General features: G+C 32.9%; 12 protein-coding genes and 1 rRNA gene. 11 read left to right on the top strand and 2 right to left on the bottom strand.

Annotated features, from left to right (window positions below; all coding sequences use genetic code 11):
• Positions 1–62: 62 nt before the first annotated feature.
• The 4 genes from glgB (at position 63) to C1I91_RS27460 (ending at position 8,263) form a co-directional block, all read left to right on the top strand.
• On the top strand, positions 63–2,108 hold the full coding sequence (glgB, locus tag C1I91_RS27475; RefSeq protein ID WP_420808492.1) for a 1,4-alpha-glucan branching protein GlgB: 2,046 nt from the start codon (positions 63–65) through the stop codon (positions 2,106–2,108).
• 43 nt (positions 2,109–2,151) lie between these two features.
• The gene (gene glgA, locus C1I91_RS27470) at positions 2,152–3,585 is read left to right on the top strand and encodes a glycogen synthase GlgA (protein WP_128215779.1); all 1,434 of its coding nucleotides are present in this window, start codon (positions 2,152–2,154) and stop codon (positions 3,583–3,585) included.
• Between the two features lie 221 nt (positions 3,586–3,806).
• Positions 3,807–6,242 (top strand): glycogen/starch/alpha-glucan phosphorylase, encoded by a 2,436-nt coding sequence (locus tag C1I91_RS27465; RefSeq protein WP_128215778.1) that lies wholly within the window; start codon positions 3,807–3,809, stop codon positions 6,240–6,242.
• A gap of 158 nt (positions 6,243–6,400) precedes the next feature.
• Positions 6,401–8,263: a glycoside hydrolase family 13 protein gene (locus tag C1I91_RS27460; protein WP_128215777.1), complete on the top strand. Its 1,863-nt coding sequence runs from the start codon at positions 6,401–6,403 to the stop codon at positions 8,261–8,263.
• Positions 8,264–8,673: 410 nt separating this feature from the next.
• On the opposite strand, the gene C1I91_RS27455 is transcribed toward C1I91_RS27460, so the two are convergent.
• On the bottom strand, positions 8,674–9,927 hold the full coding sequence (locus C1I91_RS27455) for a Y-family DNA polymerase (RefSeq protein WP_338032588.1): 1,254 nt from the start codon (positions 9,925–9,927) through the stop codon (positions 8,674–8,676).
• Between the two features lie 178 nt (positions 9,928–10,105).
• Between C1I91_RS27455 and C1I91_RS27450 the strand changes: the two genes are divergently transcribed.
• From C1I91_RS27450 to C1I91_RS27425, 6 genes are all read left to right on the top strand, one after another.
• The gene (locus tag C1I91_RS27450; protein ID WP_128215775.1) at positions 10,106–10,543 is read left to right on the top strand and encodes a hypothetical protein; all 438 of its coding nucleotides are present in this window, start codon (positions 10,106–10,108) and stop codon (positions 10,541–10,543) included.
• A 253-nt stretch (positions 10,544–10,796) separates the two neighbouring features.
• Positions 10,797–11,945, top strand: coding sequence for a glucose-1-phosphate adenylyltransferase (locus C1I91_RS27445; protein WP_128215774.1), 1,149 nt, complete (start codon positions 10,797–10,799; stop codon positions 11,943–11,945).
• A 19-nt stretch (positions 11,946–11,964) separates the two neighbouring features.
• A complete protein-coding gene (gene glgD / locus C1I91_RS27440; RefSeq protein WP_128215773.1) occupies positions 11,965–13,071 on the top strand; it encodes a glucose-1-phosphate adenylyltransferase subunit GlgD in 1,107 nt (368 codons plus the stop codon).
• 255 nt (positions 13,072–13,326) lie between these two features.
• Complete coding sequence (locus C1I91_RS27435; RefSeq protein ID WP_205694260.1) at positions 13,327–14,757, top strand: glycogen synthase; 1,431 nt, start codon at positions 13,327–13,329, stop codon at positions 14,755–14,757.
• A 265-nt stretch (positions 14,758–15,022) separates the two neighbouring features.
• Positions 15,023–15,877: a hypothetical protein gene (locus C1I91_RS27430; protein ID WP_128215771.1), complete on the top strand. Its 855-nt coding sequence runs from the start codon at positions 15,023–15,025 to the stop codon at positions 15,875–15,877.
• A 57-nt stretch (positions 15,878–15,934) separates the two neighbouring features.
• Complete coding sequence (locus C1I91_RS27425) at positions 15,935–16,396, top strand: VanZ family protein (protein ID WP_128215770.1); 462 nt, start codon at positions 15,935–15,937, stop codon at positions 16,394–16,396.
• A gap of 221 nt (positions 16,397–16,617) precedes the next feature.
• Here C1I91_RS27425 and cls read toward each other — a convergent pair whose 3' ends face one another.
• Positions 16,618–18,057 (bottom strand): cardiolipin synthase, encoded by a 1,440-nt coding sequence (gene cls, locus C1I91_RS27420; protein WP_420808446.1) that lies wholly within the window; start codon positions 18,055–18,057, stop codon positions 16,618–16,620.
• 914 nt (positions 18,058–18,971) lie between these two features.
• On the opposite strand from cls, the gene C1I91_RS27415 reads away from it, so the two are divergent.
• Positions 18,972–20,490: ribosomal RNA gene (locus tag C1I91_RS27415) — 16S ribosomal RNA — on the top strand.
• The last annotated feature ends 120 nt before the right edge of the window (positions 20,491–20,610 follow it).

Raw genomic sequence — 20,610 nt, 5'->3', positions numbered from 1 at the left:
GGAGCAGAGCTAAAACTAAGATTGCTGAGAGTGCAGTAGGATTAGTTGAAGATATACAAAATATGGACAAGGATAATGTTAGCCAAAAAGAGATAATAGAGCACAAGAATAAAGTAAATGACTTCATTTCAGACTTTAATATCTATCTATTTCATGAAGGAAGTCATTATGATAGTTATAAGTTTATGGGCGCTCATTTAGTTAAGGAAGATGGAGTTAATGGTGTAAGGTTTACTACCTGGGCACCTAATGCAGCTTCGGTAAGTGTTACTGGAGATTTTAGCTCGTGGCAAATCAAGAGTGAAAATGAACTAGAAAGAGTTAGTGATGCTGGTTTGTGGAGTGGATTTATTCCTAATATAGGTGAAGCTATTGTATATAAATATGCAGTAAAAAGTAAAGAAGCAGATAAGGCTATATTAAAGTCTGATCCTTATGCATTTAAGTCGGAACTTAGACCTAATACAGCCTCAATAGTTACAGCAAGTTCAGAGTATTCATGGAAGGATGATTCCTGGATAGAAAATCGTAAAAAAGCTAACGTGTATCAAAGTCCAATAAATATATATGAAGTTCATCTTGGCTCTTGGAAGAGAAAAGAGGATGGAAGTTTTTATAGTTACAGTGAGCTTGCAGATATACTTCCAGGTTATGTTAGTGAACATGGATATACCCATGTAGAGTTAATGCCGGTGATGGAACATCCTTTAGATGATTCCTGGGGATACCAAATCACAGGGTATTACTCAGTAACAAGCAGATATGGAAGTCCAGATGATTTTAGAGCTTTAGTAGATGCTTTCCATAAGGAAAATATAGGTGTAATTCTAGATTGGGTACCAGGACATTTTTGCAAGGATTTGCATGGATTATATATGTTTGATGGAACTCCTACTTATGAATATAAAGAAGGCTGGAAGCAGGAAAATAAGGGATGGGGAGCAGCAAACTTTGATTTGGGCAAGTCAGAGGTTAGAAGCTTTCTTATATCTAATGCTATCTACTGGATAAAGGAATTTCACGTGGATGGCCTTAGGGTGGATGCAGTAGCTAATATGCTATATCTTGATTATGACAGAAGAAATGGAGAGTGGAGACCTAACAAATATGGTGGTCACGAAAACCTTGAAGCTATCGAATTTTTAAGGTGCCTAAACAGAGCAATATTCAAGGAAGAGAATAATGTATTAATTATTGCAGAGGAGTCTACTTCTTGGCCTATGGTCACTAAGCCAGGAGAAATAGGAGGGCTTGGATTCAACTTTAAATGGAATATGGGCTGGATGAACGATATGCTTAGGTATATTAAGATAGATCCAATATATAGAAAGTATCATCATAACTTAATAACTTTTTCTATGATGTACAACTATTCCGAGAACTTTATCTTACCAATATCTCATGATGAAGTAGTCCATGGAAAGAAGTCCTTGGTAGATAAAATGTGGGGAGATTATTGGAATAAGTTTGCTGGCCTTAGACTGTTCATATCCTATATGCTTGCTCATCCAGGTAAGAAACTACTCTTCATGGGAAGCGAATTTGGTCAGTTTATTGAATGGAGAAATCATGAAGGTTTAGAGTTTGAACTTGCAGAAAAGTTTGATATGCATAGAGATACAAAGCAATTTTTTAAAGATATAAATAGATTTTATATAGATAATGAAGCACTATGGAAATTTGACTATGATCCAAAGGGATTTGAGTGGATAGATGCCAATAATGCAACTCAGAGTATTATAGTATTTATGAGAAAGACAGACAATCCTTTGGATACATTAATTTATGTTTGTAATTTTACTTCAGTGGTCTATTACGACTTTAACATAGGGGTTCCTTATCTAGGAGATTATAAAGAGGTATTTAATACTGATAGTAAGGAATACGGAGGATCAGGACAAATAATAGATGAGGTTTTATTCTCTGAAAAAGCCTCTTGGCATAATCAAAAGTACAAATTAAAGATAAAAGTGCCTCCAATGGCAACATTAATATTAAAACCAATAAATATAATAAATGATATAGAGGAGACTTATGAGGAGGTTTATACTGAGGTTTTAAAATTTGATAAAGCTATAGATATAAGCGATGAAAAAATTGAACTCTAAGGTTTAAGCTATATCTATCATAAATTCAAGGGAGGTAAATGAGATGCTAAAAGTACTTTTCGTAGCGTCTGAAGCAGATCCGTTTATAAAGACAGGTGGGCTAGGGGATGTTATGGGAGCTCTACCAAAAGCCTTGGTAAAACAGGGAGTTGATGCGAGAGTTATAATACCTAAATATAAAAATATAAAAGACAAATTTAAGGATGAACTTTATTTTTCTAAGTGGTTTATGGTTCCAGTTGGTTGGAGAAACTCTTACTGTGGAGTTTTTCAATATCAATATGATAATGTAACCTTTTATTTTATAGACAATGAAAGATACTTCTGCAGAGATGGGTTATACGGCTACTATGATGATGGAGAGAGATTTGCATTCTTTGATAGAGCAGTGCTCAATGCTATTAAAGAGTTAGATTTTAAACCAGACATAATACATTGCAATGATTGGCAAACTGGAATGATTCCTGTGCTTTTAAAATTAGAATACAGTAAGGATATGTTTTACTCTAATATAAAAACAGTGTATTCCATTCATAACCTACTTTTTCAAGGGACTTACGATCCAGAGATTTTGCAAGAACTTTTTGGGTATGACATGGAACCATATGATAACGGTAGTTTAGAGCTATATGGTGGAGTAAGTTTTATGAAGGGAGGTATAAACTATTCTGATAGAATATCTACAGTTAGTTATACCTATGCATCAGAAATTCAAAGCGAATATTATGGGGAAAAGCTGGATGGACTTTTAAGAGTGAGGAACAATGTACTTTCAGGAATATTAAACGGCATAGATTATGAGAGGTATAATCCTGAAAATGATGAATATATATTTAAAAATTATAATTTAGATAGAATACAGGATAAGAAGATAAACAAAATAGAGCTTCAAAAACAGCTTGGGTTACCGCAGAGAGAAGATGCACCTATGATAGGTATAGTATCAAGACTTACTAATCAGAAAGGTATGGACTTGGTAGTAAATATAGCAGATAGGCTTTTGCAGCATAATGTTCAGTTAGTGGTTTTAGGAACAGGAGATAGATGGTACGAAGATCATTTTAGAAATTTACAATATAGATATCCTGATAAGGTGTCAACTAATCTAATGTTCAGTGATGAATTAGCCCATAGGATATACGCTGGAGCAGATATGTTCCTTATGCCGTCGTTATTTGAGCCTTGTGGGCTTGGACAATTGATAGCTTTAAGATATGGAACTATTCCAATAGTAAGAGAGACTGGAGGCTTAAAGGATACAGTTATTCCTTATAATAAATTCAATGGAGAAGGAAATGGCTTTAGCTTTAGAAATTATGTAAGTCATGAGTTGCTGACTACAATAGAGTACGCTATACAATCTTATTATAATAAGCAAGTTTGGGATGGGCTTATTAGACATGCAATGATTTCCGATAACAGCTGGGAAAAGGCTGCAGGAGACTATAAAGGACTTTATGATTCTTTACTATACTAAAAATATATTAATTTAAAAACTATTTTTAAAAACTCCTCTAGGCCCTTTAAGAGAAATAAAAATTTAAAATTAAAACTTTATATAATTTTATAACTAAATAAATATAAAATCATATAAATATATAGTGATAGAAATGATTTAAGAGGCAGTAGTAGCAGTTTATTATTTATTAATTTCTAGTTTAATAAATATTATTAGATTAGGATAAGGGAGGAATAGATATGTTTAACATAGACAAGGACGCCTTTAAAAAAGACTATCTTAAGAAATTTTTAGAACTTCACGGCAAGGAATTAGAGAAGGGAACTCAGCAAAATAAGTATGAAACATTAGGAAGTTTAGTTAGAGACTATGTTGCTAAAGCTTGGATAGATACAAATAAAAGATATAACGAAACAGGCGAAAAACAAGTTTATTATTTCTCCATGGAATTTTTGCTAGGAAGACTTTTGGGAGATGCGCTCTTAAATCTAGGTATCAGAGATATATGTAAGGAAGCTTTGGGTGAATTAAATATAGATCTTAGAGAGCTTGAGGAATTTGAGCATGATCAAGGACTTGGAAACGGTGGGTTAGGAAGACTTGCAGCCTGCTTTTTAGATTCTATGGCATCGCTTAATATTCCAGGACATGGCTGTGGAATTAGATATAAATATGGGTTCTTTGAGCAAAAAATAATAAATGGTGCTCAGGTTGAGGCACCAGACTATTGGCTTAGGGAAGGTAACGTATGGGAGATAAAGAAGCCGGATAAGTCTGAAATAGTTAAGTTTGGTGGGGAGGTAAGAGTAGAAGAAGTTAATGGAAGATTAACTTTTACTCATGTCAATTATGAACCAGTTTTGGCTATACCTTATGATACTCCTGTAGTAGGCTATAAGAATGATGTCGTAAACACTTTAAGACTTTGGAGTGCTGAGCCAGTATCAAATGAATTTGATTTTTCATCTTTTAGCAGAGGTGACTTTTTAAAGGCAATAGAATATAAAAATTCTGTAGAGGCTATATCCCATGTACTTTATCCTGATGATACATTTTATGAAGGAAAGATTCTAAGACTTAAGCAGCAGTACTTCTTTGTATCTGCAGGGATACAAAGCATAATAAGGTACTTTAAGGATAATGGGCATAATCTTTTGAATCTTGATGATCTGCTTGCTATTCATATTAATGATACTCACCCAACTCTAGCTATTCCTGAGCTAATGAGGATTCTTATGGATGAAGAAGGTATGTCTTGGGAAGATGCTTGGAGAATAACTACCAACACTATTTCTTATACCAATCACACAATACTTGCTGAAGCATTAGAAAAATGGCCCGTTGATATGTTTAAAAAGCTTCTGCCAAGAATATACTTGATAGTTGAAGAAATCAATAGAAGATTTTGTGAAGAACTATGGAACAAGTATATTGGACAATGGGATAAGATATCCAAGATGTCTATAATAGGTGATAACTATGTTAGAATGGCAAACCTTGCTATAGTAGGAAGCCATAGCGTAAATGGTGTTGCTAAGCTTCATACAGAAATATTGAAAAAACAAGAAATGAAAGAGTTTTACTATCTGTTTCCAAGAAAGTTTAACAATAAGACCAATGGTATAACTCATAGAAGATGGCTAATTAAGTCAAATCCAGAGCTTACAGCTTTGCTTATAGACACTATTGGAGAAAGTTGGATAAAACATCCTACAGACCTTGAAAATTTTGAAAAGTTTTCGAAAAGTACACCGGTTCTTGAGAAACTTTATGATATAAAGAATAATAACAAGAAGGCATTAGCAAAAATCATATATGATTCTAATGGAATAAAAGTAGATCCTAATTCTATATTTGATGTTCAGGTAAAGAGATTACATGCGTATAAGAGGCAAACACTTAATTGTCTAAGAATAATGGATCTTTATAACAGGCTTTTAGACAATCCGGATTTAGATATAGTTCCTAGAACCTTCATCTTTGCAGGAAAGGCAGCACCAGGCTATTATCTTGCTAAGAAAACTATAGAGCTTATAAACGCAGTAGGTGAAAAAGTAAATAATGATAAGAGAGTGAAAGATAAAATTAAAGTTGTTTACATGGAGAATTACAGAGTATCACAAGCTGAAGATATAATACCAGCTACAGATGTAAGTGAACAGATATCTACGACCACAAAAGAAGCATCTGGAACTTCTAACATGAAGTTTATGATGAATGGTGCCATAACAGTTGCTACTTTGGATGGAGCAAATGTAGAGATAAGAGATGAGGTTGGAGACGATAATATAATAATATTTGGATTGACTGAAAGGGAAGTTTTAGATTATTACTCAAAAGGCGGATATTCTTCATGTGACACCTGCAATAGTGATCCAAGACTAAGAAGAGTCACTCAAGACATAATAAATGGTTATTATTCTTCTGACAAAGATAGATTTAAAACAGTTTTTGAACATTTGTTAACCTATAATGATGAATTTTTTGTTCTAAAAGATTTTGACTCATACGTAAAAGCTCAGGATAAAGTAGATAGTATTTATAGAGATAAAAATAAATGGCAAAGTATGGCTGCAGTAAATATAGCTCATTCAGGTGTCTTTTCTTCTGATAGAACTATACAGGAATATGCAACAGGAATATGGGGATCTGGATATCTATATAAGAATTTGTAGGTTATATTGGTAGCTGATTTTAGCATTTTTACAAAGGCTTTAATCTTATAAGCTTAAAAAACTCCTCTAACTATAAGAGGAGTCTTTTAAAGATGTACCACTTAACCCCAAATATTAAAAGATTAGTTTATCAGCTGTACTTTAGGAAGGATAGTGGCATGGATAATTTTTATATATTGCATGATTCTCAAAATACTTACTATAGAAATCCATTTGGAGCAGTTAAAATAGATACCGAAATAAGCATTGTAATTGAAACACAAGGATGCCAAGAAGCATTTATAGAGCTTATTTATTTTGATGGACAGAGACAAAATATAAATATGGAGATGTTTCATAAGGAAGGTCAATATAATACATGCTTCTTTAAAACTAAATTTACTGCTAAAACAACAGGAATACTAAGCTATTATTTTATACTTAAAAGAGGTAGCCAAAGCTTGTATTATGGCAACAATAATGAAGGTTTAGGTGGTATAGGTCAGATATATTATGAAAATCCTAGATTTTATCAGATAACGGTTTATGAAGATAGTTCTGTCCCTAATTGGTATAAGGAAGGAATTATCTATCAAATCTTTGTTGATAGATTTTTTAATGGTAATGATAATGGTGTAGTAAGCAATCCAAAGAAAAATTCTTTTATATATGGAAATTGGTATGATGAGCCTATGTATATAAGAGATAATAGTGGTAAGATACTAAGATGGGATTTCTTCGGAGGTAATTTAAAAGGGATAGTAAAAAAGCTAAGCTATATAAAATCACTGGGAGTTACTACTGTTTATCTAAATCCTATATTTGAATCTCCTAGTTCTCACAAATATGATACTTCTAATTATAAGAATATAGATCCTATGTTTGGTGATGACAATATATTTAAGGAGCTTTGCGGTGAAGCGAAAAAGTTAGGGATAAGATTAATATTAGATGGTGTTTTTAGTCATACAGGTTCTGATAGTATATATTTTAATAAGCAAGGAAACTATGAAACCATAGGTGCGTATCAGTCTAGACAATCTGTATATTACCAATGGTACAGATTTAAAAATTATCCAGATGATTATGAAAGCTGGTGGGGCTTTGATAATATGCCAAATGTAGATGAATTGAATCTTTCATATATGGATTATATAGTAAATAAGGACGATTCTGTAATAGTAAAATGGATGAAGTTGGGTGCATCAGGGTGGAGGCTTGATGTAGCTGATGAACTACCAGATGATTTTATAAAAGCTATTAAGAAAAGAATAAGAGAGACTAAGGAAGATGGTGTACTTATAGGTGAAGTATGGGAAGATGCATCTAATAAAGTAAGCTACGGACAAAAGAGGGAGTACTTATATGGAAAAGAGCTTGACTCTGTTATGGGCTATCCTTTTAGAGACAATATAATTTCTTTTTTTAATAGAGATATAGGTTCTCAATGGCTTATTAAAAGATTTATGAGCTTATATGAGAATTATCCCAAGGAAAATTTTTATGCGTCAATGAATATATTAGGTACACATGATACTGAGAGAATATACACTGTATTTAACAATAGATACAATAATGATAGCATTGCTACAAGTATGGTTAAGCTAGCAGCAGCATTCCAGATGACTTTTCCAGGAGTACCTGTAATATATTATGGAGATGAAGCAGGCCTTAAAGGAGGACGAGATCCTGATAATAGAAGGGCTTATCCTTGGGGAAGAGAAAATAAGGAAATATTGAGCTGGTATAAAAGGCTTGCTAGTATTAGATCAAATAGCCTTGTACTTAAGCGAGGTGAACTTAAGTTCTTTCATACTAATGATGATGTAATATGTTTTGAAAGAACCTATAAGAATAGTTGTATCTTAGTTGCTATAAATAGAAACATAGATAGGACAATAAAGGTAGAGTTTGGAGAGATAAGAGGTCACTTCAAAAGTTTACTTAGTAATTATAAGGCAGATACACATTACTCTGCTAATGGTTCTATATCAATAGAACTTAAACCCATGGAGGTTAAACTCTTGGTGAAGTTATTTTGATTTAGGCTCTGTTAAAGTACTGTGTTCAAATTAACGGGTCAGTCATCCGATGCTTAGATGAGCTTGCGCAAAGAATTAATATGATTTTGTCATATTCCACCGATGTATCACTTCATAATGATTTTATATTTTCAAATTCTCTACTCAGAATCCAGCAGAGTTTTGAAAATAGTTTAAGGATTGAAGTGATACATCTTTGGCTAAAACTATAAACTCACTACGTTCGAACAGTACAGTTTTACTCTTTATTTAGTCATTCACTTTTTATAAATCTTAAGTATATTAAGGAGGCTATTAAAATAAAGAGTAAAAAGAAATAATATGTCGCCTGCCAGAATTTCTTCATATACGTTCAGAAAAGGCAGATGAGAAAAAAAGTCGCTTCAGCGACTTTTTTACTGTTAAGGCAATTATAAAATACTAGACATAAAGGTATACTCATCTTCACCTACACCGCCACTTAAGGGTTTAACTCCAGAGTTTACAAAGACTCCTCTAACTATAGAATAGTCACCAAACCTCTCTCTAATTCCATCTATGGCTTTATCTAAATTTTTAGATTTCTCCACTTGTTCTTCATCAAAGAAGGAAATTTGATACGCGCTATTAGACCTTAAATCAGACACGTGGACGCCTATGTGTCTTATTGGTTCACCAATCCAAAGCTTATCTAGAAGCTGGCAGCAGGTATCAAATATTTTCATTGTGGAATCTACAGGGGTAAATAACTTTATTTGTTTAGAATAACTCATAAAGCTAGTATTTTTTATATTTAAGGATACTACAGAACATAGATTTTCTGAATTTCTAAGTCTTAGAGATACAGTTTCCACTAAAGAAAGTATTATCTTATAAGCCTCCTCTTTACACTTTATATCATAAGGTATTGTTGTACTGTTTCCTAGGCTTTTCATTGTTGTATGACTCTCAGAAAGTACAGAAGAGTTTTCTATGCCGTTTGCATAATTCCAAAGAGTCTTACCAAAACTTTTAAACTCATATCTTAGTATTTCTAGGTTATAGTTTGCAAGATCTCCTATGGAGTTGATGTTTAGAGCTCTAAGTTTTGGAGCGGTAGAGCGACCTACCATGAATAAGTCTTCTACTGGTAATGGCCACATCTTTTCTTGTATTTCCTCTGGATAAAGAGTATGAACCTTGTCTGGTTTTTCGAAGTCTGATGCCATTTTGGCTAAAAGTTTATTGGTAGAGATTCCGATGTTAACAGTAAAGCCTAGAGTATCTCTGATTCTAGTTTTTATTTGTTTTGCCAATTCAATATCACTTATATTTGAGTTACTATAAGTCAAGTCAAGAAAGCACTCATCTATAGAAAATCTTTGCACAGAAGAGCTATACTCTTTTAGTATATCTACCATTGCATTACTACATCTCATATACAAGTCGTATCTTGGAGGGACTACTACTAGATCAGGACATTTCTTTAATGCAGAGTATAAGGTTTCTCCTGTAGTTATATTATATTTTTTAGCAGGTATAGACTTTGCAAGTATTATACCATGTCTATTCTTTGGATTTCCTCCTACTGCAGATGGAACTTCTCTAAGGTCTAGTTTCTCACCATGTTGAAGTCTATAACATGCATCCCAGGATAAGTAAGCAGAATTTACATCGATATGAAGTATTAGTCTTCTCTTTGTCATATACATTTCTCCCTAAAGAATATAAAACTTTGTTCGGTAATTTTTAATATATTCATATTATATCCATAATTTAATTATATAGAACATGTGTTCTGTAGTAAATAAAAAATATTTATTATTCCTTATATGAATTTTTTCCTATATAAGAGCATATTAATTTTTATGGGAGGTGATTATTATGATTAGAACTGTTGTATGTGAGAAAGAAGGGTGCAATGGAAATAGTTTTTATATAAATGCAGAGGATAACAATTTAAATATAATATGTAAGGAATGTGGAGCAACATATAGTTTTGATATAAGTTATTATGACTTTACCATGATTTCTAACTGTTCTTACTGTGACAACGATACTTTTAAGATATTTAAGGATACAGAAAAAGAAGGCATATATGCTAAATGCACTAAGTGCGGAAACCCTCCAGAGAAAGTATATATAGACACTGATGGAAATCAAGTTTCTTATAACGGTAAATTATTGAATGATATTAAGGATATGATATATAGGTTAGACCAAAGAGCATCAAATCTAGAGGATAAGATACAAGGACTTCAGGGGAGCCAAGAGCTGTTAGAAGAATCTCTTGCCTATATAACTAAGTTTATGTCAGAGTAGAAATTATTTATTCAAAAATGCCTGTATTAAATGCAGCAGGCATTTATGTTTGTAATAGATATTTTATATATAGTGCAAGCTTTATATATGAATATAAATAAAAATTTATTTAGGGCACGTTTACATCTTGAAATATAGGATTAGCGACATTGAAGGGGTAAAAAGTAATTGGTATAATAAATAAGTAATTACAAAATATGTAAAATGGTTTAGGTATAGTATTGGGTTATGAAAAACGAAGGGAGAGGTTAAAATGGTAAAAAAGGAGATTATAGCTTTAATACTTGCTGGTGGACAAGGATCGAGATTAGGGGTATTGACTAAGAAACTAGCAAAGCCAGCAGTTCCATTTGGAGGAAAATATAGAATAATAGATTTTGCTTTAAGTAATTGTGCAAATTCAGGCATATACACAGTTGGGGTATTAACACAGTATCAACCTCTTGAACTTAATTCTCATATAGGAATAGGGAGCCCTTGGGATTTAGATAGAAGAGATGGAGGAGTAGCAATACTTCCGCCTTATCAGGAAGAAAGAGGAGGAAACTGGTATAAAGGAACTGCTAACGCTATATATCAGAATATACCCTTTATAGATGGATATGAACCAGAGTATGTTTTGATTTTATCTGGTGATCACATATATAAAATGGATTATGAAAAGATGCTTGATTTCCATAAGCAGAAAGAGGCGGATGCAACAATTGCTGTTATTGACGTTTCATTAACCGAAGCCTCTAGATTTGGAATTATGAATACTAGAGAGGATTTATCAATATATGAATTTGAAGAAAAGCCAGCTAAGCCTAAAAGTACAAAGGCATCTATGGGGATATATATTTTTAACTGGAAAACTCTTAAAAAGTTTTTAAGAGAGGATGAAGCTGACAAAGGCTCTGTTAATGATTTTGGTAAAAATATAATTCCTAATATGCTTAGTGAAGGTAAAAGGTTAGTGGCATATCCATTTAAAGGCTATTGGAAGGATGTTGGTACTATAGATAGCCTTTGGGAAGCTAATATGGATTTATTAAAAGATAATAACGAACTTAATCTCTATGATGATGAGTGGAGAATTTATTCTGTAAACCCAGGAAGGCCGGCTCAATATATAGGACAAACTGCTTCAGTAAAATCTTCTTTAATTGTTGAGGGATGCATAATTCATGGGGAAGTGCAAAACTCAGTATTATTTCCAGGGGTTGTAGTAGGTAAAAATTCCGTGATAAAGGATTCTGTAATAATGCCAAATACTAAGATCGGAGAAAATGTTCTTGTGAATAAAGCTATTGTAGGTGGCGGAGTAGCAATAAGAAAAGAATGTAAGATAGGTAATGGCAAGTCAATAACAGTAATACCGGCAAAAGAAGACTTAAAAAGCGGAACTATTATAGAAGGGTAGCATAAAGGAGGCACACAATTTGAAAAATTATTTAGGTATAATTAACTTAGACGAAAATGATAGCAGAATAACAGAACTTACTAGAACAAGGCCGTTGGCTTCTATACCTTTTGCAGGAAGATATAGAATAATTGATTTTATATTGTCCAATATGACTAATTCGGGTATTGAGAATATAGGTATATTTACTAAAAATAAATCTAGATCATTAATAGATCATATAAGTAATGGTAGACCATGGGATTTGCATAGGAAGAGAAATGGGCTAAGAGTGTTTAATTTCGGAGATGATGATCCTATTTATGATGATGTTCATAATTTTGCAGACAATCTTGAATTTTTCAAGTATTCTAAGCAAGAGTATGTCATATTGGCACCATCCTATATGATATGCAATATTAATTTTAGAGAAATTATGAATTTTCATGAGAAAAGCAATAATGATATAACAGTTGTATATAAAAAGGTTAATACTGCAGATAAGTGTTTTATTGACTGTGATGTATTAAATATTAATGAATATGGTAGAGTTGAAAGTGTTGGAGAGAATATAGGTTGTGCAAAAGAGGCTAATATATGTATGGAAATGTTTCTTCTAAGAAAAGATTTATTTATAGAGCTAATATACGATAGTATACGAACCGGAAGAAATACTAAGTTAAAGAAGAGTATATATAAGAGTTTAGATAAATTAAAGGTATATTCATATGAATTTACTGGGTACTTAAGCTGCGTTAATTCGCTTCAATCATATTATAAAGCTAACATGGACTTATTGAATGTAAGAGTAAATACTGAATTATTCTATGATAATGGTCCTATATATACAAAATCAAAAGATGAAAGCCCTACAAAGTATACTAAGGAGAGTCAAGTAACAAACTCAATCATAGCTAATGGCTGCTATATAGAAGGACACATTGAGAACTGTATAATTTCAAGAAGAGTGAATATCAATAAAGGAGCCTATGTAAAGGACTGTATTATACTTCAAAATTGTATAATAGGACCTAATGCTAGACTTACCAATATTATTGCAGATAAAGGGGCTTATATACCAAAGGCACAGGATCTTAGAGGCCCTGAAAGCTTTCCATTGGTATTAGAGAAACAAAGTATATTATAAATAATAAATTTATATAAAATATGAAAATAGCTTGGATCACAAGTTTGGATCTAAGCTATTTTTAATCTGAAAAATTTTAAGTGATCACTTAAACAACGAAGCTTATAGATAATAATTTGATTTATTGTATTTTAATTGAAATTATTTAGAATTATACTATTAATATATAATTTATTTTAACAAATACGTCTGTATATAAAGCAATGTAAGTAAAAGAGGAATATATGCATATATAGATGCATAAGGAGTAGATTGATGGAAGTTTTGTTTGTAACCGCAGAAGCATATCCTTTAATGAAGGTGGGGGGGTTGGGAGACGTTTCTTATGCTCTCCCGAAGAACCTGATTGAAATTGGTGTGGATATAAGAGTAATAATGCCTAAGTATAAATTTCCGAAAAAAATAAAGAGAAAAATGAAGAAGATAGCTAACTTCACAACTTATATAGGCTGGAAGACAGTAGATTGTAATCTGTTTACTATAAAATCAGAAGGTGTACAATATTATTTTATTGATAACCCCTTTTATTTTTATAGGGCTAATGCCTATGGTTACCATGACGATCATGAGAGGTTTATATTCTTTTCAAAAGCAGTGTTAGAAGGTATAAAATATATGGGGGATTTTAAACCTGATATAGTGCATTGTAATGACTGGCATTCAGCCTTAGTAATACCTCTAAAAAGTATTTATTACCTAGGAAATACAATTTACGATAATATTAGGACTATATTTACAATTCATAACATTTTATATCAGGGGATTTACGGGAAAGACATACTATGGATGTTGGGATTGGACGAAAATAAGTACTTTACCGACACAACATTAAAATATTATGAAGGAATATCTTTTATGAAGTGGGCTATACTTACTGCCGATAGGATAACTACTGTTAGTAAGACTTACTCAGAAGAAATAAGGCAACCTGAATTAGGATATGGACTTAATTATATTTTAGAGAAAAGAAAACAATTATTGAGTGGCATACAAAATGGTATAGATTACGAGGTTTTTAATCCTGCTACAGACAAGGAGCTATATTTTAATTATGACTTGTATAACTTAGATAATAAGTATAAGAATAAACTAAAAGTTCAAGAAGAGCTTGGTTTTAAGGTTGATCAGGATATTCCGGTTATATCTATGATAACTAGACTTACAGATCAAAAAGGAGTAGGACTATTAGAAGGTATTGTGGGACAACTTATGGAGTTGGATATTCAGCTTATAATAATTGGCACTGGAGAGGATCACTACGAACAAGACTTAAAGTATTTTTCAAAGAAATATGCTAACAAGTTTAGAGCTATAATAGAATTTAATGAAACTTTGTCTAAAAGAATATATTCGGCGTCAGATATGTTTTTGATGCCGTCAAAATTTGAGCCTTGTGGGTTAAGTCAGCTCATTGCTATGAGATATGGGACGGTTCCAATTGTAAGATCTACAGGTGGGCTTAAAGATACCGTTATGGATTATAGCGAATATACTGGTGAAGGTGATGGCTTTACATTTAAAGGGTATGATGCATTAGAATTTTATAACGTAATAAAGAGAGCAGTAGATATATTTAATAGCGACAAAGTCTTATGGAAAAAGCTATGTGCTAGAATAATGAGTAAAGATAATAGCTGGAAGGTATCTTCTTATAAATATAGAAGGTTATATGAAAAACTAATTTAGAATAAGTATCTATTAAATTACCGTGTTTATATAGGTATCCTTTACGAAAACTTAATTTATGTATGTTCGATAATACCAGCTTCTGGAGATTATCGGGCATATATAAATTAATAGTTGAAGTTGGTTCCCTATAAAATAGCCTAAAATAAAAGATTAAGAAATAAATAATTATAATAATTTAAATATGTAACGTTTAGATGTTAGTTATAATATATTCCTTATTAGGTAGGATTTTATTACCTCACTAATTAATAAGGAGTTAAATATGGATAACAAAAGATTTTATCTAATATTAGTTATTACGGCTTTGATATATTTGATTATTAGTGTTTGTTTGTATAGCTATAGTGAGAAAACAAACTTTTTTGAGCAGCAGAAGATTAAAAAAGTAGCAAGAGAATATCTAAGAGTAAGCTATCCAAGTGAGGGATTTGAAATTGGAGACATTGAATATAATTATGGCAAATATAATATTGCAATATATTCTAGTTTAAATAGGTTCAAAAAGTTCCATATAATTATTGATGATGATCCAGAATTTAAGATCATTACTGACGAATATAAGGACAACACAAGTCAAGTTAATATATACGCAGATGCAGCTAATTATATTAATGAGGAACTTGAACCAGTTATAAGCAAGAGTATAGATCAGTTTTCTAGAATAGACATAAATATAGTAGATAAGAGGAGAGATTATATAGGTTCGAAAGATATCATTGATGCAATAAGGACTGGAGATAGTAATATATTGTTAGAAGTAAATATAATATGTAAAGGTAAAAATATAACTAAGAAATCATTTCTCTCGATGATACTTTTGCTGAAAGATAATACTATAGTAAACAAGTATTCAAGTAACTCATTGATGACCTTTTATTACTATCCAAAGTATGTAAAAGATGAATTAAAGCTTAATAATGTAATGTCTTACCCATACTACAGTGTTGAGGTAAGAGCAAATAGCTATTTGTGGAATTATGAGCAATTGGCATCTAGAACTGTTAATTGGAAGTGGCAATCTAAAGATATACCACTTTTGGTAGAAGTGCTATGTTTATCAATTAGTTTTTATCTCATATATAAACATTGTATGTATAATAGCTCATATAAGTTGTAATAAGAAATTAACCAATATATAATGTCTTTATATAATTTATGAATCATGGAGGAGCTAATGAAGAGGGGAACAGCTAAATTAAAGATAAGTTGGATTTTATTAATACTTTGGATGATTATTATTTTTGCTTTCTCTGCAAAAAACGGTACCGAATCTGATAAACAGAGTGAATTAGTTATATATGTTTTTAATGCACTTGGACTAAATCTAGACAGTCTGTTAGGTGATTTAGCTACATTTATAGTAAGAAAGACTGCACACTTTACAGAGTATTTGATTCTATTTAGCTTTGCATATAATTTATTAAAGAATTATACAAGTAAAAAGCTAGCGATTATTTATGGTATAATGTTAACCTTTGGATACGCTTGTACTGATGAGTTTCATCAAATTTTTGTGCCAGGAAGAACGGCAAAGTTTAGAGATGTTTTAATTGATACAAGTGGAGCATTATTTGGAAGTGTAGTGCTTTATTGCAGGAATAGATTTAAATTCAAATATAGTAACTCTGTAGTATAGCTTTTTAGGATATACAGTAGGAAAATAAGACTTACTAGTCTCCCAAGTTTCCTTTATATCCATTGGGAAAGGCAGATACGCAAAAAATCGCTAAAGTTCACTTTAGCGATTTTTTACTGTTCAGAAAAATATAAATTTTCATTCTTTAAGAACCCAACATAAAGTGTTTAGTTATAACAAAACATAATGAAAAAGCTTGTTTTTCGTAGAATAGTATATTTTTAAAGCAGTGAAGAAAATATTCTTGCAACTCCTTCTATCACCTTATTAAGCTTATCCGAGCTTTCGTATTCTTCTAAAGTAAACTCTCTGCAATTCTCAAGATCTTCTAAGAATAAGTCCTCTAGTTGCTTAGATATGTCTGAGTTATATATAACTGTATTTATTTCATAATTCAAATCAAAGCTTCTTATATCCATATTTGCTGTTCCTAGGGTGCAAATCTTTCCATCTATAACCATGGATTTGGCATGAACAAAGGAATCTTTGTTATAAAAATAAACCTTAACACCACATCTCATTAGCTCACCTAGATAAGTTCTTGAAGCTTTGTTAACGGTTATGTGATCTGCTCTCTCAGGAAAGATTATTTTTATATCTACTCCACCAAGGGCTGATATTCTTAATGCATCCATTATGCTTTCAGTAGGGACAAAATACGGAGTTGTTATATAAATACTATCAGTAGCCATAGTTATCATTTTAAGCATTCCTTGCATTATAGCTGGAAATGTAGAGTCTGGACCACTCTTTACTAATTGCATTGCTATAGGTGTTTCAATAGTTGTTGTAGGAAAGTACTGATCGAATTCCTGATCATAAAAGCTGTAATAGTTGTTTGCTTGCTGGATAGTCATAAAGTCATCCAAGAATACTGCCTGAAGACCCATAACAAAATCGCCTTTAACCATAATGTGAGTATCTCTCCAATAACCCAGCTTACTTCTGCCAAGGTATTCATCTCCTATATTTATACCTCCTAAAAAGCCTACTTTCCCATCTATTATAGCAATTTTTCTGTGGTTTCTATAATTTATTTGCGTATTTATAAGTTTTAGTATAGGGGATAGAAAATAAGAATATAGAACTACATCAATTCCAGCTGATCTAAGTTCTCTGATATAGCTTCTTTTCATCTTAGCTGCGCCAACTCTGTCGATAATAAATCTAACACGAACGCCTTCGAGGGATTTTTTTATTAGTATTTCCTTTATTTCATTACCTATAGTATCACTTTTTACTATATAGTACTCAAGATGTATATGATGTTTAGCTTTCAGTAGCTCTTCTTTTAATTTTTTAAATTTTTCAACTCCATTTTTAAAAACAAATATATCATTATTTAAAAACACTGGGGAATCACTATTATTAGCTAATAGCTCTATTAAAGGAATATAGGTTTTATCTTTAAACTCTTTAAGTGTAGGGGATATTAGATCTTGAATTTGATTTGAAAAACCTTCGTCATTTAGTTTGTGTATCTTCCAGTTTCTACCCAGAAAAACATATAAGAATAAACCTACAGGTGGCATAAGAGCTAGAACTAGAAGCCAGGCTAAGGTTTTTGCTGGTTGCTTTCTTTCTAATACTACTATAGTAATTGAAAGAATAAAATTAATTACAAAAATCATATACATCATATAGCTGGGCAGTTTCATCATATTAATAATCCTCCACACTAATACTAAGATATATTATAAACTAGTTTCTGATAGATTTGAAATTTTAATATAAATTGGGTATAGTAGCTAGCTAATATTCCATCTCTCGTATAAACACTCAGTTTTAAAATGCCTATAATCATAAATTCAATTTTAAGTACATTATATTATATACAAATAATAAACATAAGAAACAAGTTTATTTAAGAATAATAACGAATGTAAATTCATACAATATGCGTTGATATATTTACTTCAAAGTTTACTATTAAAGAATCATATTTAAATATATCTGCCTAATAAATAAAAATTATTATAATAAATAAATCATATATAAGAAAGAGGCGATTGCAAGGATATTTTATAATATATATAAGAAAAAAAGATGTGCAAACATAACTACTTTCATTGAAAAAAGATATCTCCATATACTTAACCATATAGATTATATTAAGTTTCTTCAACTCTAATAATACATATTAGTTATTATTTGGGGCATATATATGCTGAATATAGCGAAATATATTGGTAAACATATCCTGGTGTATCAATTGTAGAAATTTAGAGATATTTATAGAAAAAGTGCCTATATAGATGAATAAATATATATAAATAGCATAATATATATGCATGGATAATAATATACATGTTATTATAAAACACGTCGCTGAAACAAACGACGCAAACACAAAACACGAAAATTAGAACTGATTATAAGAAATTAAAAAAGTTTTAAAAAAGTGTTGACAAAAACATCTTAGAAATGTTAAGATGTAAAAGTCGCTGATGAGCGACAACAATAACTTGGTCTTTGAAAATTAAACAGAGTAAAATAAACAAAGTCTAAAACTAGACTTAAACCAGCAATTCTTTTGAAAAAAGACTTACTAAGTAAGTAAGCTATGATTAAACTTTAAATTGAGAGTTTGATCCTGGCTCAGGACGAACGCTGGCGGCGTGCCTAACACATGCAAGTCGAGCGGAGAAAGTTCTTCGGAACTTTCTTAGCGGCGGACGGGTGAGTAACACGTGGGTAACCTGCCTTATAGAGGGGGATAGCCTTCCGAAAGGAAGATTAATACCGCATAACATTTTCGTTTCGCATGAAATGAAAATCAAAGGAGCAATCCGCTATAAGATGGACCCGCGGCGCATTAGCTAGTTGGTGAGGTAATGGCTCACCAAGGCGACGATGCGTAGCCGACCTGAGAGGGTGATCGGCCACATTGGAACTGAGATACGGTCCAGACTCCTACGGGAGGCAGCAGTGGGGAATATTGCACAATGGGGAAACCCTGATGCGACAACGCCGCGTGAGTGATGAAGGCCTTCGGGTTGTAAAGCTCTGTCTTTGGGGACGATAATGACGGTACCCAAGGAGGAAGCCACGGCTAACTACGTGCCAGCAGCCGCGGTAATACGTAGGTGGCAAGCGTTGTCCGGATTTACTGGGCGTAAAGGGAGCGTAGGTGGATGTTTAAGTGGGATGTGAAATACCTGGGCTTAACTTGGGTGCTGCATTCCAAACTGGATATCTAGAGTGCAGGAGAGGAAAGTGGAATTCCTAGTGTAGCGGTGAAATGCGTAGAGATTAGGAAGAACACCAGTGGCGAAGGCGACTTTCTGGACTGTAACTGACACTGAGGCTCGAAAGCGTGGGGAGCAAACAGGATTAGATACCCTGGTAGTCCACGCCGTAAACGATGGATACTAGGTGTGGGGTTTCAACACCTCCGTGCCGCCGTTAACACAATAAGTATCCCGCCTGGGGAGTACGGTCGCAAGATTAAAACTCAAAGGAATTGACGGGGGCCCGCACAAGCAGCGGAGCATGTGGTTTAATTCGAAGCAACGCGAAGAACCTTACCTAGACTTGACATCTCCTGAATTACCCTTAACCGGGGAAGTCGGTACCTTTGGTATCGACAGGAAGACAGAGTGGTGCATGGTTGTCGTCAGCTCGTGTCGTGAGATGTTGGGTTAAGTCCCGCAACGAGCGCAACCCTTATTGTTAGTTGCTACCATTTAGTTGAGCACTCTAGCGAGACTGCCCGGGTTAACCGGGAGGAAGGTGGGGATGACGTCAAATCATCATGCCCCTTATGTCTAGGGCTACACACGTGCTACAATGGCAAGTACAAAGAGACGCAAGACCGTGAGGTGGAGCAAATCTCAAAAACTTGTCCCAGTTCGGATTGTAGGCTGAAACTCGCCTACATGAAGCCGGAGTTGCTAGTAATCGCGAATCAGCATGTCGCGGTGAATACGTTCCCGGGCCTTGTACACACCGCCCGTCACACCATGAGAGTTGGCAATACCCGAAGTCTGTGAGCTAACCCGTAAGGGAGGCAGCAGCCGAAGGTAGGGTCAGCGATTGGGGTGAAGTCGTAACAAGGTAGCCGTAGGAGAACCTGCGGCTGGATCACCTCCTTTCTATGGAGAAATTATTAAGTACTGATGTATTTCAGACTTAATATACACGAATTCTGGTTGTTATTTACTCTGTTTAATTTTGAGATACCAAGTATCTCAGATTGTTCTTTGAAAATTGCA

This window comes from Clostridium manihotivorum (assembly GCF_004015185.1).
GTDB classification, from domain to species: domain Bacteria; phylum Bacillota; class Clostridia; order Clostridiales; family Clostridiaceae; genus Clostridium_AR; species Clostridium_AR manihotivorum.
This window is presented reverse-complemented; position numbering and strand designations above follow the sequence as displayed.